Annotated in this window: 6 protein-coding genes; all 6 read left to right on the top strand. The window is 67.2% G+C overall.

What is annotated here, in order from left to right; all coding sequences use genetic code 11:
- Window positions 1-212 precede the first annotated feature (212 nt).
- Window positions 213-4,502 (top strand): LamG-like jellyroll fold domain-containing protein, encoded by a 4,290-nt coding sequence (locus tag ACFY7C_RS07640; protein ID WP_389645209.1) that lies wholly within the window; start codon window positions 213-215, stop codon window positions 4,500-4,502.
- Window positions 4,503-4,702: 200 nt separating this feature from the next.
- Complete coding sequence (locus ACFY7C_RS07635; protein WP_389645206.1) at window positions 4,703-11,560, top strand: polymorphic toxin type 28 domain-containing protein; 6,858 nt, start codon at window positions 4,703-4,705, stop codon at window positions 11,558-11,560.
- Between the two features lie 14 nt (window positions 11,561-11,574).
- On the top strand, window positions 11,575-12,132 hold the full coding sequence (locus ACFY7C_RS07630) for a hypothetical protein (RefSeq protein ID WP_389645203.1): 558 nt from the start codon (window positions 11,575-11,577) through the stop codon (window positions 12,130-12,132).
- Window positions 12,119-12,331 (top strand): DddA-like double-stranded DNA deaminase toxin, encoded by a 213-nt coding sequence (locus ACFY7C_RS07625; protein WP_389645201.1) that lies wholly within the window; start codon window positions 12,119-12,121, stop codon window positions 12,329-12,331. Before ACFY7C_RS07630 ends, ACFY7C_RS07625 begins: the two co-directional genes overlap by 14 nt.
- 1,829 nt (window positions 12,332-14,160) lie before the next feature.
- The gene (locus ACFY7C_RS07620; protein WP_389645198.1) at window positions 14,161-15,822 is read left to right on the top strand and encodes a glycosyltransferase family 2 protein; all 1,662 of its coding nucleotides are present in this window, start codon (window positions 14,161-14,163) and stop codon (window positions 15,820-15,822) included.
- Window positions 15,823-16,090: 268 nt separating this feature from the next.
- Window positions 16,091-17,692 (top strand): hypothetical protein, encoded by a 1,602-nt coding sequence (locus tag ACFY7C_RS07615; protein ID WP_389645195.1) that lies wholly within the window; start codon window positions 16,091-16,093, stop codon window positions 17,690-17,692.
- Window positions 17,693-17,700 lie beyond the last annotated feature (8 nt).

The raw sequence follows: 17,700 nt of genomic DNA, 5'->3' as shown, positions 1-17,700 counted from the left end.
GTATGTGCCCGATCTGTGCCATCCATCGACCTGACGTATTCCTTTGACGCTGGCGAGCCCCCCTCCTTTACTCCTCCGCAGTACTGATGACTGGGGGAAGTGGGGGCCGAATGAGATCGAGACATACGCGGTGGAGATTTCCGCGCAGCGCTGCGACGGTCGTCGCGGTGGCGTGCGCCATCACCGGATTGAGTGCCACGCAGAGTGGTGCGGTGGCGACCCCTGCTGCCACTGAGGGCGGCACGAACACCCACACAGGGCCGGAGGCTGCCGACACGCCGGAGAGCCTCGCCGTCGCGAAGGCCAAGAAGACCGGCAAGCCCGTCGACGTGGTGTCGATGCGGACCGAGTTCAGCGAAGTGACCGCCCGCCCGGACGGCACCCTGGAGTCGGTCACCCACACCCGGCCGGTGCGCACGCGCAAGGACGGCGCCTGGGTGGACATCGATCCCGCGCTGCACAGGGTGGCCGGCGGCATGGTGGAGCCTAAGGCCGCCTTGTCGGGACTGGCCTTCTCCGGTGGCGGGGACAAGCCGCTGGTGCGGATGGCGCGTGCGGGCAAGGTCCTCGAACTGACCTGGCCCAAGCCGCTTCCGGCGCCCGAGCTCAAGGGTGAGACGGCCACATATCCGTCGGTTCTGCCCGGGGTCGACCTGCGCCTGACCGCCACGCGGACCGGCTTCAACCAGCTGCTCGTCGTGAAGACTCCCGAGGCGGCGAAGAATCCGGCCCTCGACCTGCTGCGCATCGGTGTGAACACCGACGGTCTCGACGTGCGGGAGAACGCCGATGGCACGCTCGCCGCGGTCGACAAGGCCGGCGGCGGTACGGTGTTCACCGCGCCCAGGCCGATGATGTTCGATTCGTCGGCCGGCGCGAAGGACGGGCCCGGCAAGAAGGACTCCGGTCCGACGACGGCCACCGGCACGGCCAAGTCGCCCCTGCTCGCGGCAGGCTCGGCTGAGGGCCCCGCTCAGGCGGGGGCCCATGCCGCCCCGGTAGGACTGGAACTGTCCGCGGACGGCCGGGGAACCGGTGGCGAGGACGCGATGGTTCTCACTCCGGAGCGGACCCTGCTGGACGACCCCCGCACGGTCTACCCGGTGCTGATCGACCCGGCCTGGGACACCCCCCACACCTCGGCCTGGGCAGGCATCTCCAGGACCAACGGTGACCAGCCCTACTACAAGTTCTCGTACAACGGCACGTACGTGCCGGACTTCGGCACGGGCTACTGCGCGTCTCCCGGCTGCTCCACCGCGGATGTGAAGCGGGTCTACTACCGCATCCCGGTGACCAGCAAGTTCGCCGGGAAGCACATCCTCTCCGCCGAGTTCAACGTGTACGAGTCCCACTCGTACAGCTGCACCGCGAAGCCGGTCCAGCTCTACCTGACCCACGCCATCGGCGCGAGCACCACGTGGAACAACTCGTCCACGAGCGCCCACTGGTACAAGTGGCTCCAGACACAGAGTGCGGCGAAGGGCTGGAGCTCGGCCTGCGCCGCGGGCTACCTGGAGTTCGGGGCAACCAACGTCAAGAACGTGGTGCAGCAGGCCGCCAACAGCTCCTGGCCGAGCATCACCTTCGGCCTGAAGGCGGAGAACGAGGCCGATGCCGGCGCGTGGAAGCGCTTCACCGACGACGCGAGCCTGCGGGTGAACTACAACCTGCCGCCACGCCAGATCCCGATGAAGTCGCACTCCATGTCGCCCGGCTCCGTGTGTCTCTCGACGGGTCTGAAGATCAACCGGATGCCGCAGATCACGGTGGTGGCCACGGACCCGGACAACGAGAAGATCGGGGTTCAGTTCGCGGTCGCCTGGGACCCGGGTGACGGAACCGGCCACAAGCGACGCTGGTTCTCGACCGGCACCGAGGGCGCGGTGCCCGCTTCCGGCACGTTCAAGGCGTCCGGATCCCCGTTCTCCGTCATCCTGCCGACGACCATCCCGAAGAGCACCTGGTTCGGATGGGAGGCGCGTGCCTGGGACGGGGCCGAATGGGGTCCGTGGACCTCGACCGGTGACCCGACGGCCTGCTACGTCATGGTCGACACGGACCACCCCGACGGGCCGGACGTGACGTCCACGGAGTTTCCGGGCAGCAAGATCCAGTCCGACGACATCCCGTGGACCGATGGTGTCGGCAAGTACGGCACCTTCGTCATCGACAGTGCGAGCACCGACGTGGTGAAGTACGAGTACGGCCTCGACGAGGAAGCCTCCGCGGCCAACACGGTGACGACCACGAAGGGCGAACCCAGATCGGTCACCCTTCTGATGGACACCCCGGGGCCGCACTGGCTGTCCGTCAGGGCGCTCGACGGTGTCAACGCCTCGCAGCCCGAGACGTACTACTTCAACGTCCTCAGCGGCCAGCCCCAGCGGTCCGGATGGGCCATGGACGAGAAGGAGCCGGTCGGCTCGGTCGCGGGCATGGTGAGCACGTTCGCGACGACGCGTGGTTCGGGCGTCGGCACCGACCCCACCGGCCACGACGGCACGGGGGCGGGCGCCACGCTCGACAACACCGCGAACGGATACATCTCGGCGGAGCGCGCGATCGTCGATACCGATCGCAGCTTCACGTTCTCCGGGTGGGCGAAGCCGGTGGGCATCGTGGCCACCGAGAGCTCCGCGGCGATCACCCAGCTCGGCCGGCATCAGTCCATCACCCTCGGGCTCCTCGGAGACAAGTGGGCGGTCAAGTCCCCGACAGCGGACGTCCTCTCGGGTTACAGCTGGTACACCGTGGCGTCCACCACGCCCGCCGTCGAAGGCAAGTGGACCCACATCGCCGCCGTCTACGACGCGACGGCCCGAAGCCTCACGCTGTACGTCGACGGTGTCGCCGCCAACTCGATGAGCAACGTGAGCATGTGGGCGGCCCGCGGTGCGACGACCTTCGGCCGGATGAAGTGGAAGGACCAGATCACCGACTCCTGGAACGGTTCTCTCGACGACATCGCCGTCTGGGACCGCGCCCTGGGGGCCGCGGAAGTGTCCGAGACGGCGAAGGACCGGCCGGTGACGACGGGCCGCCCGGCCAAGGCGGTCTGGAAGCTCGACGAGCCGACCGGCGAGGTCGCGTTCGGGCGTGGCGAGGTCACCGCACTCGAGCTCAACGGCGCCACCTCCGGCGTCCCCGGCGCGTCCGACAAGGCCGTGCGTTTCGACGGCGTCGACGACTACGCGCGCACCGCACGACCTCAGGTGGACACCAACCGCAGCTTCTCCGTCTCCGCATGGGTCCGGCTTCCCGCCACCGCGCCCGGTGACGGCATGCCGCGGATGGCCGTCTCCCAGAACGGCCAGTACCAAGGCGAGTTCCTGCTGTACTACTCCGCGTACAGCAAGAAGTGGAACTTCGGTCGCTTCTCCGAAGACGCCACCGCAGCCACGCTGACGACGACCCAGCAGGCCGCTTGCACAAGCGTCGTCAACGGCGTTCCCTGCTTCGGTCCCACCAACAACGAGTGGACGCACCTCGTGGGTGTCTCGGACGCCAAGACCGGAAAGCTGCGGCTGTTCATCAACGGATACAAGGTGGCGGAGACCGCCTATACACCGGCCAAGCCGTGGACGAACTCGGGCGGCCTCCAGGTCGGTGCGGTCAACCGCGAGGGCATCAACCGTGAGTTCTTCGGCGGTGACATCGACGACGTTCGGGTCTACGACCGTGTCGTCACCGCGGACGAGGCCCACTCGATGGTCAAGCAGCGCCCGCAGCTCGGTGCCCGCTGGAAGTTCAACAACTCCTCGGGCACGCCCGCTGCCGCACCGGACGAGGCAGGCAGCGCGGAGAACGCCGTGCTCTACCACGAGGCCAAGGTCAGCACGGGCAGCGGTGCCGTCGCCGGCGCCGACGGACTTCCGTCCGGAAGTCTCGCCCTCGACGGAGTGAACGACTACGCGGCCACCACGGCCATGCCGATCCACACGGGGCAGAGCTTCAGCATCACCGGATGGGCCAGTCTCGCTTCGACGAACCGCGACATGACGGCGCTGTCCGTGGCGGGCAGCAGGCAGAGCGCCGTCGAAGTCGGCTGGGACCACCAGAAGGCGGTGGACGGGCAGGACGTAGGACAGTGGAGGGTCAGCGTCACCGGCGCCGACGGGGAGACGGTCACCCGCACGACGGCCGTCCATACCTACGACTTCTCGACCCGCACCGGATGGAACCACCTCGCGGTCGTGTACGACGGGTTCTCCGACCAGCTGTCGCTCTACGTCAACGGTGCCCTCGAGAACCAGATCTGCCCCGACGCCGAGGCCGAGGCGGGTACCTGTACAGATCACGTCTCGTGGGCTTCGGCGGCGCAGCCGTTCGAGGCCACGGGGCAGGTGCAGTTCGGCCGCGACCTGACCAACGGCGTCTTCGGGTCGTACTTCTCGGGTGAGCTCGACGACGTGTGGATGTTCCAGGGCGCGCTGAGCCCGGCGCAGGTCGTCGCCCTCACCGAATCAAGCGTCGAACTGAGCACGGCCTCGGCGCTGTAGGCCCTGCACTTCCGGAACGAGGGGTGGACGGGTCACCTTCCCGTCCACCCCTCGGCATTCCTCCGGAACCAACACCGTGACCAGGAGGTAGTTCCTTCATGCAGCTATTCGGCCCAGGACGGAGACGGGCGCGGGCCCGTCTCTCCGTGCTGGCGAGCGGTGCCCTGCTGGGCACCCTGATACAGAGCCTGCCGTCTGCCGTGACCACGGCGTCGGCGGACGACAACAGGCCGACGGCCGTCTCGTCCGAGCGGCCGGTGAAGGGCGGGACGGCGAAGCCCAAGCCGGGGCGTCCCGAGCAGCGCTCGAAGGCCACCAGGCCGTCCATCGCCTGGCCCGCGGCCGGCAGCGTCCGCGTGGTCCTCCCGGAGAGTGGCGGCACGGCGGGTGCCACCGTCCGCGTCGGCAAGACGCCCGTCACACTCGACGCGGTCAAGGGGCGCGGCGCCGCCCGCTCGGCACAGAGCTCACAGAGTGCCCGGCCGGCCCAGGCCGACGTGCGCCTGCTCGACCGCTCGGCGGCCGAGCGCGCCGGCGTCGACGGCGTCCTGCTGACCATCGGCAACGCGACCGCCGGAACGACCGCCGCGCCGCTCACGACCAAAGTCACCGTCGACTACAGCGGCTTCTCCAGGAGCGCGGGTGGCGGCTACGGATCGCGCCTGCGGCTCGTCCGGCTGCCCGACTGCGTCCTGACGACACCCGAGAAGCCCGCGTGCCGTGCCCCGATCCCGCTCACGGGCGGAAACGACACGGAGACGAAGAAGGTCACCGCCGAGGCCGTGCCGGTGCCGCCGGCCGCCCCGGCGGGCCTTCAGACACAGACGGGTGCCTCCACCACGACCGTCCTGGCCGCGACCTCGGGAGCCTCGAGCCTCGCCGGCGACTTCAAGGCGAGCCCGCTCGCGGCGTCCTCGTCCTGGAACACCGAGCTCAACACCGGCACGTTCACCACCTCGTACGCCATGGCCGTGCCCTCCGTACCGGGCGCGTTCGTGCCCAAGGTGGCGCTGAACTACTCCTCGGGGACGCTCGACGGCCGTACCTCCAACAGCAACAACCAGGCCTCCTGGGCCGGTGACGGTTTCGACATGTCTCCGGGCTTCGTCGAGCGCTCGTACAAGCCCTGTGGTGACGAAGGCGTCAAGAAGGACGACGCCGAGATCGGTGACCTCTGCTGGGGCTACGACAACGCGACGATCAGCTTCGCCGGCCACTCCGGTGAGCTCATCCCCGTCGGCGCGGACGAGTGGCGGCTCAAGGGGGACGACAGCACCAAGGTCACCCGGGTCAAGGACGCCAACCGCGGCAACGGGGACGACGACGGTGAGTACTTCAAGGCCGTCACGTCGGACGGTACGACCTACTGGTTCGGCTACAACCGGCTCGACAACTGGGCCACGGGCAAGCCGGAGACCAAGTCCGTCTTCACCGTTCCGGTCTACGGCAACAACACCGGCGAACCCTGCTACAACGCCGACATCAAGAGCGCCTGGTGCCAGCAGGGATGGCGCTGGAACCTCGACAAGGCCGTCGACACCAAGGGCAACGTCATCACCTACTGGTACGACCAGGAGGCGAACTCCTACGGCCGCTACCTGACCGCGACCGACGACACCCCGTATGTGCGCGGCGGCACGCTCGACCACATCGAGTACGGCCAGAAGGTCACGGACATCAACTCGGCGACCGTGAAGCCGATGGCCCGGGTCAACTTCACCACCGCGGAACGCTGTCTCGAGACGGACGCCGCGCTCTGCGATCCCGCGAAGATCGACGCCAACCGGCAGTACTGGTACGACACGCCGTGGGACATGCACTGCAAGGCCGGAACCGACTGCGACGCCGGCCGCTACTCCCCGACGTTCTTCACCCGTACGCGGCTCGCGTCGGTCACCACCCAGACGCTGCAGTCGGACGGCACTTACAAGGACATCGACTCCTGGACCCTGAAGCACCGGTGGGGTTCGTCCGACATCGACTACCAGCTCCTCCTCTCCTCGATCGTGCGAAAGGGACTGGCGGGAAGCACGCCGCTCTCCCTGCCGCCGACCGTCCTCAACTACGACCCGCTGACCAACCGGCTCGACAAGTCGGGAGACGGCCGGGCGCCGTTCATCAAGGAACGCCTCTCCACCATCACCGACGAGGCCGGTGGCCAGGTGGACGTCAACTACTCGCAGCAGGCGTGCTCCTGGAGCGCGCTCCCCACGCCGCAGAGCAACACCACGCGGTGCTTCCCCCAGCAGTACCAGCCGAGCAACAAGATGCCGGTGACCACGGAGTGGTTCAACAAGTACGTGGTCGACTCGGTCATCGCGACCGACCTCACCGGCGGCTCGCCCGACATGGTCACGCGTTACGCCTACCTGGGCGACGCGGCCTGGGCTTTCGACGATGACGACGGTCTGACCAAGGAGAAGCTCAAGACCTGGTCGCAGTGGCGCGGCTACCAGCACACCCGTGTGCAGACAGGCAGCACGTCGCAGATGCTCTCGCAGGTGGACCACTGGTTCCTGCGTGGCATGGACGGCGACCGCAACGACCCCGCTGACAAGACGAAGACGCGTACGGTCACGGTGCCCGACGGCGTCGGCGGCACGATCACCGACGACCAGGCATGGGCGGGCTACGAGTACCGGGTCGAGACGTACGACGCGCCCGGCGGAAAGATCCTGTCCAAGACGGTCAACACGCCCTGGAAGAAGGAGACGGCCAAGCGGGTCCGTGACTGGGGTACCACCACCGCCAACATCACGAGCACTGAGACGACCCGCTCGTACACCTCGCTCGACAACGGAGCCGGCAGCAGTTGGCGCGAGGTCCGCTCGAAGAACTTCTTCGACGCCTATGGCCGGGTCATCAAGGACGAGGACCTCGGAGACGTCGCGGTCGCGTCCGACGACCAGTGCACCCGCACCACGTACGTCGACAACACGAGCGCCTGGATCCTCACCGGTGTCATCCGCAAGGAGACCGTGGCGGCGAACTGCACCGCGACGGTCAACCGGGACACGAGGGCCGACGGAAGCTCCGCCGTGATCTCCGACGTGCGCACGCGGTACGACGGCCAGGGCTACGGTGTCGCTCCGACCAAGGGCCTGCCGACCATGGTGGAGGTCCTGAAGCACCGTTCGGGCACCAAGGCGACCTACCTGGACAGCGCGACCACGTTCGACACGTACGGCCGACCGCTGACTGTCACGGAGCTGGCGTCCACGAGCGTCTTCGACCCGGTCGACGGGACCGTCACCCCGGTGACGACCGCCCACACGGGCGCCCGGACCACCACGACGGCCTACACGCCGGCAACGGGACGCCCCAGGGAGACCACCGAGACGACGCCCCCGGCCACGGCCGGCGTCGCGTCCACCGCGCGCGTGACCAAGACCTTCTACGAGCCGCTGCGCGGACTTCCCTCCGCGGAGGTCGACGCCAACCAGCTGCGTACGGATGTCGTGTACGACGCGCTCGGCCGCAACCTCAAGCTGTGGAAGCCCGACCGGTCGAAGCTGAACAACCAGACCCCGAACGTCGAGTACCGCTACCACGACGATGAGGGGAGCATTCGCTCGGTCGAGACCCTGACGCTGAACGCGGACGGCTCTCAGACAGCGAACTTCCTTCTCTACGACGGTCACCGCCGTGAGCGGCAGACCCAAGGACCCGGCGACAACGGCGGCAAGGTCCTGACGGACACGTTCTACGACGCGCGTGGCCTGGTGGAGCGCAAGCACGCGCCGTACTACGCGACGGGCGGGCCGTCGGGTTCCCTCTTCAAGTTGGAGAACACGACCGGTGTCGAGTCGCAGACGACGACCGAGTACGACGGTCTGGGCCGAGCGACGAAGGTGACCGAGCTCGCGGGCAACGGCGTGGGCCTGAAGGTCCTGTCCACGACCCGCACGATCCACGGCGGAGACCGGGCCACGGTCATCCCGCCGAAGGGCGGTACGACGACCACGTCCGTGACGGACGCGGCCGGCCGTGTCGTGGAGAGGTTGCAGTACCAGGGCGTGGACCCCAACGGCCCGGCCGACAGCACTAAGTACGAGTACGACCCGTCGGGCCACATGGTGAAGCTCACCGATCCTTCGTCGAACGTGTGGAGCTGGGTCTATGACCAGCTGGGCCGGCAGACGGGCGCGGTCGACCCGGACACGGGCACCACGGTCAAGAAGTACAACGACCGTGGAGAGCTGACCAGCAGCGAGAACGGCAACAAGAAGACCGTCTGGTACGTCTACGACAACCTTTCTCGTCAGATCGAGTCGCGGGACGGAAGTGCCACTGGTCCGCTGCTGACCTCGCAGACCTGGGATCCCCTGAACAACAAGGGCATGGTGGGGAGTTCCAGCAGCTACGTGACGGTGGGGGCGACCAGGTACGAGTACAAGACGACGGTCAACGTGTACGACGCGTTGTACCGGCCGACGCGTACGACCCTGACCGTGCCGTCGGTTCCCGGGCAGGAGGGTCTGGCGGGCAGTTATGTCACCGGCACGTCGTACAACCTCGACGGCACGGTGAAGTCGGTGGCCTACCCGGCCGCGGGCAACCTCGCGGGTGAAGCGCTCGCGTTCACGTATGACGGTCTGCGCCGGACGACCTCGGCGGGCAGTCTGCTCTCCACATATCTGACGAAGCAGACGTACAGCCTGACCGGCAAGCCTCTGCAGTCGACCCTGAACGCGGCCGGCGGCAAGAACGTCTGGATCACCAACGAGTGGGAGTTCGGCACCCAGCGTCTGAAGGGCAGTCGGACGGATCTGGAGGGCGGCAGCGGCGCGGAGCGCTCGGCCGGCTACACGTACGACGAGGTCGGCAACGTCACGTCGCTCAGTGACGTGTCGCGGTACGGCGTGGACACGCAGTGCTTCACGTACGACCACCTGGCGCGGCTGACGGAGGCGTTCACACCGTCGGCGACGGCCTGTCCGACGGATGGTCCGTCGGCGTCCTCCATGGGAGGCCCGGCTCCGTACTGGACGAGCTGGACGTACAACACCGACGGCACGCGCAAGACGGAGACGGAGCACGACCCCTCCGGCAACGCGGCCGCCGACAAGGTCCGTACGTACACCTACCCGGTCAAGGGCGCGACGAGGCCGCACTCGCTGCTCGGCACCAGCACGGTCACCGGTGGCACGGGTGATCCGGTCACCGAGTCGTACGTGTACGACGACAGCGGCAACACGACCGAGCGGCACCTGAGGCCCGGGACCGGCAGCACCAGCGACCAGGTCCTCGCCTGGAACTCCCAGGGCAAGCTCACCAAGCTCACCGACACCGTGAAGAAGGAGTCGGGCGGCGTCACCGTCACCACGACGAAGACGAGCGACTACGTCTACGCCGCGGACGGAAGCCGGCTGCTGAGCCACGACGTGGACTCGGCGAACCCGGAGGCGGAGTCCTTCACCCTCTACCTCGGCGCCACCGAACTCAAGCTGGTCAAGGGGGCCGCCAAGCCGACCGCGACCCGCTACTACGAGCTCGGTACCGCGACGGCTGTCCGCACCGACGACAACAAGGTGTCCTTCCAGGTCACCGACCACCACAAGACGGGCACGATCGACATCGACGCCTCCGGCGTCGTCGTCGACCAGCGCCGCATGACCCCCTTCGGTGAACTGCGCGGCACCGCCCCGACCGGTTGGGCCGGCACCCGTGGCTTCGTCGGCGGCACGGTCGACCCGACGGGCCTCACCCACCTGGGCGCCCGCGAGTACGACCCGATCACGGGCCGCTTCATCAGCGTGGACCCGATCCTGGCCCCCGAGGACGTCCAGTCCCTCAACGGCTATGTCTACTCCAACAACAACCCGATGACCCTGTCGGACCCGTCGGGCCTCCGGCCTGACGGCATCTGCGGTGGGAACTCGAGCACGTGCCGGCCGAGTGACTCCGGCAACGAGATGTCGGTGACGTACCACGAGTCGTGGCAGCCCACCGGTAACGGCTGGAAGTGGAGTAAGTACGACGAGTCCAAGAGCGGCAAGCGCTATTACACCTACGGTGGCGTGAACTGGGGCACCGTCATCGACGTGACGCCCCGGAAGATGAAGTGGAACCGCAATACGGTCCCGGGCATTTTCCGTAGCGCCGTCTCGACCCTCGACCTGATCCCCGGCCTGCCGTCCGTCTCGGAGCAGTACGACAAGCTCGTCGACAAGATGGGCTTCGACACGACCGATCCGGCCTATGAGGACGCCGAGGCCATGGCGGACACGCTGAGTCTGGTCTTCACCGGAGTCGGGGGAGCCGCCAAGAACGGTGCGAAGGGCGTCGCGAAGACGGCGACGAAGTGCAACAGTTTCGTCGAGGGCACCGACGTCCTCATGGCGGACGGAACGTCCAAGGCCATCGAAGACGTCAAGGTCGGCGACAAGGTCCTGGCCACCGACCCGGAAACGGGCAGGACCGAGGTCGAGACCGTCACCGCGGAGATCAAGGGCGAGGGCCTCAAGCACCTCGTCAAGATCACGATCGACGCCGACGGCAAGTCGGGCCCGAGGACTGCTGAAGTCACGGCTACGGACGAGCACCCGTTCTGGGTCCCCGAACTCGGTGAATGGATCGACGCCACCGACCTGAAGGCGGGCCAGTGGCTGCGCACGGGAGCCGGCACTCTCGTCGAGATCACGGCCGTCCAACGGTGGACGGAGCAGGGCGCCACGGTTCGCAATCTGACGGTCTCCGACCTCCATACGTACTATGTGCTGGCGGGGACCACGCCAGTGCTTGTGCACAATTCGAACTGCGGCATTCCGACAAAGACGGACAGGATAGCCGAGCATCTCACTTTCAGGGACCTGGATGCCGCTAAACGTGAGCTCGGCGGTGAGGTTGTTGCCCGAAAGGCTGATGGGACTCCATGGGACCACGTTGGCGAGGTGCGAGATGCTCAGACAGGCCTCCTGAATCGTATGCATCAGATCAAAGTGCAGATTTCAAAGGTGGGGGTTGACCATCCGAGCTTCCCCTCACTCCAGAGAGAATTCAGTCAGGCGAGCAAACTGCTCGACTACTCAGAGAAATATGTCCCGAGGCACCGATGACAGAATTTGCAGAAATGCTCAGTAAGGCGAAATCTGGGGCGCTGAGCACTAGGGAACTCGACGTTGCCGTGGAGGCAATTACTCGGGGTCGGGCAAATCAGGGCGATCTGTATACGGCGCTGCACGTAGTTGGGCTGGCGGGCTCCCCTGCACAAGCACCGGCCGTCAGACAGTATCTCCGCAACCCTTCGGACCCAATGCTGTCCCGGCTCGCCTTGCAGGTTCTTGGTGACTACTGGGGGATGTCTTCTGAGCTCCTCCCCGAGCTCCGTAGTTTCCTGGCTGGAGTCGATTGGGATGCTGATGGCGATGTTCGAGATATCGCGATTTCCATCACTGGCAGGCATCTTCGAAAGGCGCGCGGGCCGGCCGACTTGGCGCAAATCTTGATGAACATCGCTGACGATGACAGCGAGTTTGATCTTGCGCGAGAGGCCGCATTGCGGGCCTTGGCTACCGGGCTTGGGGATTCGCTTCTCGAAACGTCTTCTCCTGCTGTCCGCGTGCACATCGGATCTGCGCAGGCTGTCAACGTCCTAGCCCGTGCCAGAAAAAGGTATGCCCGGCAATAGCTCGCACCATGTGGAGACTCACGCGGCGGCGTTCTTGCGAATGAATCCAGGCATCAGAAAGGCCGTGTTCTACATCGACTACCCCACGGGGACATGTGGAACATGTAGAAGAACCTTGCCTGACATGCTGCCCGAGGATGTTCAACTGTGGGTGTTATCGCCGTGGAAGTCTGAGAAGTTCGTCGGGCTCCCTGACTGATTCGGAAACATAATCGGCGGCCGATCTGGTTGGATCGGCCGCCGATTCGTGTTTTTGCTGCCTACCAAGGGAGTGGCTCGTCGGCTATGTTGTCCTAAACGTCGGAGTATGAGCGCCACTTGATTCCTGGCGCATCCTCTGCCCCGGCGATATCCTCACGCGCTCGGCCGACTTCGAGGACGCCTTCGAGAAGGTCGCCGACGATCTCCAATAGCAGATCTACTCCGGCACCCTGGAACCCGGGGTCAAGCTGCCCGCGCGCGAGGTCCTGGCAGAGCACTACGCGGTGCCGCTCAACGATACGAATCAGCGAGTTCCCTTGGGGGTGAAGTGATGAGAGTAGAAGTTCTGCAAGTCCTAGCCCCATTGGAAGGGATCGTCCGCTTCAAATGCGAGTCTGGCATCCCATCTGGCCGCTGGATGGGGCCGAACCAACCCGAAGTGGGTCAATTCGATCGAGGTTGAAGTCCCGGAAGATGTCGCAGCCTGGACGGCCTGCCACTCGGGTGCTACTTCCCTTTCGGAGGTTGCGGAGTCTGTCACCCTCATCACGGGCCAAGTAGTCAGATTCGACGATGGTGATGATTCGGTCGTGGAGATCAGGGTAGGGTCGGGCATCCTCCTGATTGAAATCTCGAATCGAAGGTCGGAGCTCCCTGTGGAGGGTTTCATTTCCTTCTGGGCTCCCGAAATTCAGCTCTACCCGTACGATCTGTAAGTGGCCTAGCCGAAAGATGCAAGTAAGAAGTTTACGGGATTCACCTTGGAGGGCCCTGCGTGGGTTCTCGCGAGAATGGTGTTCGACTCTCGTTAGCTTCGGCCAGCAGGGATTCCAGATACCGCCGCTGAAGCGCCACTGAGAGTGTTCGGTGGGGCTTCTCGGGTTCTTGACGGCAACGGTGACGGCAACGCCAGTGGAAGGTTGCCATGGCGGGGTGGGGCGTCGGGATTGTCGTTGGCCGTACTGAGTGCGCCGTTGAAAGTGTCGATGGCTTGGCGTTGTCGGACGGCGGTGACGCTCGATGTGGGCGTGGCCGCGGAATTCCTTGATCACGACGAGGTCGACGCCTTGTTCGAGGGGCTACGGAAGCGGCGAGTGAGGTTGGCCGGGTCGATAGGCTGGCCAGTCGGCGTGGTGAATACAAGCCCGCTATCGCACCAGTCCGGGCCTGCTGTCTCTCGCTCCGTGTTCTCCCCCTCCCTCGAGTTCGGCCACTCGAATACTGAACGAGAACACCGACCTGTCAAAAAGTCGGCCACGTGACCTTCGGGAGACGGCGATGCGCAGTGACGGGCTGGCAACTGGATACTAGGCACAACTGGTTGGACTTCCGTCCCACCTGGACTTGCAGCTGGCGCCCGTCGAAGGTACGTGGGCTGCGCTGAGCCGGCCAACGCGGCAATGGGGGCCAAACAGTCGGCGACTTGACCACCGTCAGCGAGTGCAACGCCTACCTGTGACGCCGTCCGGGGTTACGAGTGAGCCCCCGCCCCGTCTACCGGCACGTCACCCACACGATGCGTCACCCTGGGGGCGATATCAATGCGAAGCTTTCTGCGTCACTGCCAGCTGCGGATCAAATCCGGACCCGATTCCGAGTAGGGAGCCACACAGGACTGGAACCCCGGGCAGGCCCAGGCGCCCTGGCGCCAGGAGGGCCGGGCGCTCGGGGCAGGCCGCCGGTCTGCGGGTGGAAAGAGGGTCGACGTTCGGCCTGTTCAGGTGAACGACCCCTGCCGGGAGGGGGTGGATGTGCCGTACGGTGTCCTCGCCGTTCACAGAATGTGCACGCCGCGTTTTCGTACGTCCGCACGGGAGCCACCGCACCATGACCGCAGCCCGCACGCCCATCGTCTCGGTGGTCGTCCCGGTGTACAACGCGATGCCGTACCTGGAGCAGACCCTCGCGTCGGTCGCGCGCCAGAGCATCGGCACGGAGGCCGTCGAGATCGTCGCCGTCGACGACGGCAGCACCGACGGCAGCGGCGCGTTCCTGGACGCGTGGGCGGCGCGGCATCCCGGTGCGGTGACGGTGATCCACCAGGAGGCGTCCGGCGGGCCGAGCCGGCCGCGGAACGTGGGCCTCGACCACGCCACCGGCACGTACGTCTTCTTCCTCGACGGGGACGACTGCCTCGGCCCGCAGGCCCTGGAGCGCCTGGTGGCGATGGCCGAGCGGAACGGCTCCGACACCGTCCTCGCCAAGCTCGTCGGCGTCGGCCGGACCATCCGCAAGGAGGTCAACGAGGTCTTCGCGAAGAACGTCGACCGCGCGGACCCGGCGGTCGTGTACTGGACGCTGATGCCGTTCAAGCTGTTCCGGCGCGAGATGATCGAGAAGCACGGACTGCGCTTCCCCGAGCACATGCGGATCAGCGAGGACCAGCACTTCGTCGCCCGCGCCTACCTCCGCAGCTCGGTGATATCGATCCTCGCCGACTACGACTGCTACTACCTCGTCGGCCGTGGCGACAAGGGCAACATCACCGCCGGCGGCCTCGACTACCCGACCATGGTGACGCAGGCCGACGAGCTGGTGGGCCTCGTCACGGAGCTCACCGAGCCCGGCGACCTGCGCGACCGGCTGATCACCCGGCACGCGAAGGTCGAGCTGCTGCGCCGATTCGACCGGCGCTTCCTGAACGACACCGAGGACGAGCGCAAGGCCGTCGTCGAACTCGCCCGGCCGTACGCCGAACGCTGGGTCACCCCCGGCGTGTTCGCCCGGCTCGACGTGGCCGAGCGGCTGCGCGTGCACTGCGTCAGGGAAGGGCTGCTCGACGAGCTCGCGAGCATCGTCGCATGGGACGCGGCCGGCCGACCCGGCAAGACCGCGGTCCGTGACGGCCGGCTGTACGCCGCCGCGCCCTACCCGCCGGGCGACTCCGCCGCGTACGCCGAACTGTGCGACGTCACCGACGAGGTCGTACGGGTCAGCCCGCGCCGCCGCGTCGAGGAGCTGACCTGGCAGGGCAGCGTGGTCGCGCTCGCCGGCTACGCCTACCTCGACCAGGTCGACACCGATGCCCTCACCACCGAGGCCGTCCTGCGCCACCGCGGAAGCGGGCGGCAGGTCGCGGTGCCGGTGACCCACGAGGAGACCCCGCACCTCACCGTCAGCCGAGGACGGGAGACCTACGACTACGGCCGGGCCGGTTTTCGCGTGGCCATCGACCTCGCAGCCGTCGCCGACGGCGGTCCGCTCGACCCCGGCACATGGGAGATCGGGCTCCGGTGCTCGGTACGGGATCTCACTGTCACCGGTGCCCTCGGCGGTGCGCTCGGCGCGGGTATCCCGCGCCAGGCCGACCGCCGCACGCTCGCCCTGGAGTCGTCGGCGGGCAGCCGCCCGTACACGGTCGGTCTCGACATCCAGGGCAGTCAGCTCACCGTCACCCTGAAGGTCCAGCCGGACCCGCCTTCGACCTTCACTCGGGTGAAGCGGAAGCTGGGGCGCGTTGCCCGCGTGCCGAGGCAGCGCAAACGCTGATCAGCCGTCATGGCCCGTCAGGGGCCGTGCCGATGGTACGTCACGGCCGTAGATACACGGCCCTGCCTGCGCTCTTCGTGCGACTCCCGGTGTCAGTGTGGTGCCCGTCACACACGCGGTCACTGGAGAGAGATCGTTGCAGACGGTCCCGATCCCGGAGACGGTCGAACCGGCTCCGGGTCTTTCCCCCACGGCCAGGAGCACAACACCCCGCAGGGGGCGCGCCTCACGCCGCTGGGGCCCGGCGGGCGGGGAGATCCTGGTGGCCGTGGCGGCCGCTCTCGGCTTCACCGTCTGGGGTCTGTCCGTCGACAACAGCCCCATCACGCGCGTGGGCCAGGTCAGCGGGCTGTCGAACCTCCAGCTGAGGTTCGCCGTGCTCACCCTGGTCATCGTGGCGGTCGTGGGCTGGGCGACCGTCCGCGCCACCCCGCGCGTGCGGCGGCTGACCGTCCGGCTCGGGGCCGCGGCCGTCGCCGGACTCGGCACCGGCTTCCTCGGCGCGGGGCAGGTCTTCGCGCTGCGGGGCACGCCGTGGCCGCTGAACGGGCCGTTCGGCGACAACAACCGGATACTCGGCTGGGCGGAGGAGGTGCTGCACAGCGGGGCGATGGACGGGTTCTACCCGCCGGCCGTGCCGTACGTCATCGGTTACGTCGCCAAGGCCGGTTTCTTCGGCGGTGAGCCGGCCCTCGCGTTCAAGTGGGTGTTCATCGCCTTCGTGGCGCTGACCGGGCCCGCCGCCTATCTGCTCTGGCGGATGTGCCTGAAGCCGCTGCCCGCGCTCGCCCTCGGCCTGCTGCCCGCACTCCAGCAGACGCTTCCGCACAAGCCGTACAGCCCGCTCGTGCTGGTGCTCCTGCTGCCGCTGATCGCCAAGCTGCTGCTCTGGCTGCGCGCCTCGCCGCGCTTCTCCCCGCGCGGGACGGTGCTGCGCGGCGGATTCCTCGGACTGCTCTTCGGGCTGCTCTTCCTCGTCTACTCGGGCTGGCACCTGTGGTCGCTGCCCGGCGTGCTCATCGCCGTCCTCTTCTTCTACCCGTGGCACACCGGCCGGCTGCGCGGCCTGCTCTTCCTCGGCAGCTCGCTGCTCGGCTTCCTGCTGGTGGCGGGCGTCTACCTGCGGGTGCTGCTCGGCGCGACCAGCACTCGTGACCAGTGGTGCTCGGGCTACACGCTGACCGAGCCCGCCTACATCGGCACCACGCCGCTGAGCGGTCTCGCCTGGGACGAGCCGGGCGAGTACCCGGGCTTCGGCGAGTTCTCGGGTCTGCACATGTACGCCGTGATCGTGCTGATCGGCCTCGGCTTCGCCGTCGCGCTCGGCCTGCGCAAGGCCGTCGTCGTCGCCCCGCTCGCCTGCTTCGGCAGCGCCTGGCTGATCCGCTTCTTCCTGGCCGGCCGGATGGAGGCCGACCAGCAGGTGCAGCTCTTCCCGCGCACCATGATCCAGATCCAGGTGACGCTCACCGCGCTCACCGTCCTCGCCTGCGTCCTCGCGGCCCAGCGACTCGTCCCGCTGCTCCGCCGGCTGCGTGCCGGCGACGGGGAGGAGCGGCGGTTCACGGCCGTCGGCGTGCTGCTCGCCATGGCGCTGGCCGGCGGCATGATCGGCTCCTTCTTCAGCAACCAGTACCTGCCGACCCACCCCGACGAGAAGCTGGCCGGCACCCTGGCCTGGCGCTCCCACCAGTTCCTGAAGCCCAACGGCGACTGCCCCAAGTACGCGGACCGGGGCAGGTGCAAGCCCTTCCCCGAGCGCACGTACGTGGAGCAGCCGGTCGAGGTGGACCGCATGGTCTGCGAGTACCCGTGGCGCAAGGCCCGCAAGGACGGCTCGATCGTCGTCAAGCTCCTCACGACTCCCTGACGCCGCCT

It is taken from the genome of Streptomyces sp. NPDC012769, from assembly GCF_042901205.1.
GTDB lineage: Bacteria > Actinomycetota > Actinomycetes > Streptomycetales > Streptomycetaceae > Streptomyces.
Note: the sequence above shows the minus strand (reverse complement) of the source record. Positions and strands in the feature narration are given on the sequence as shown.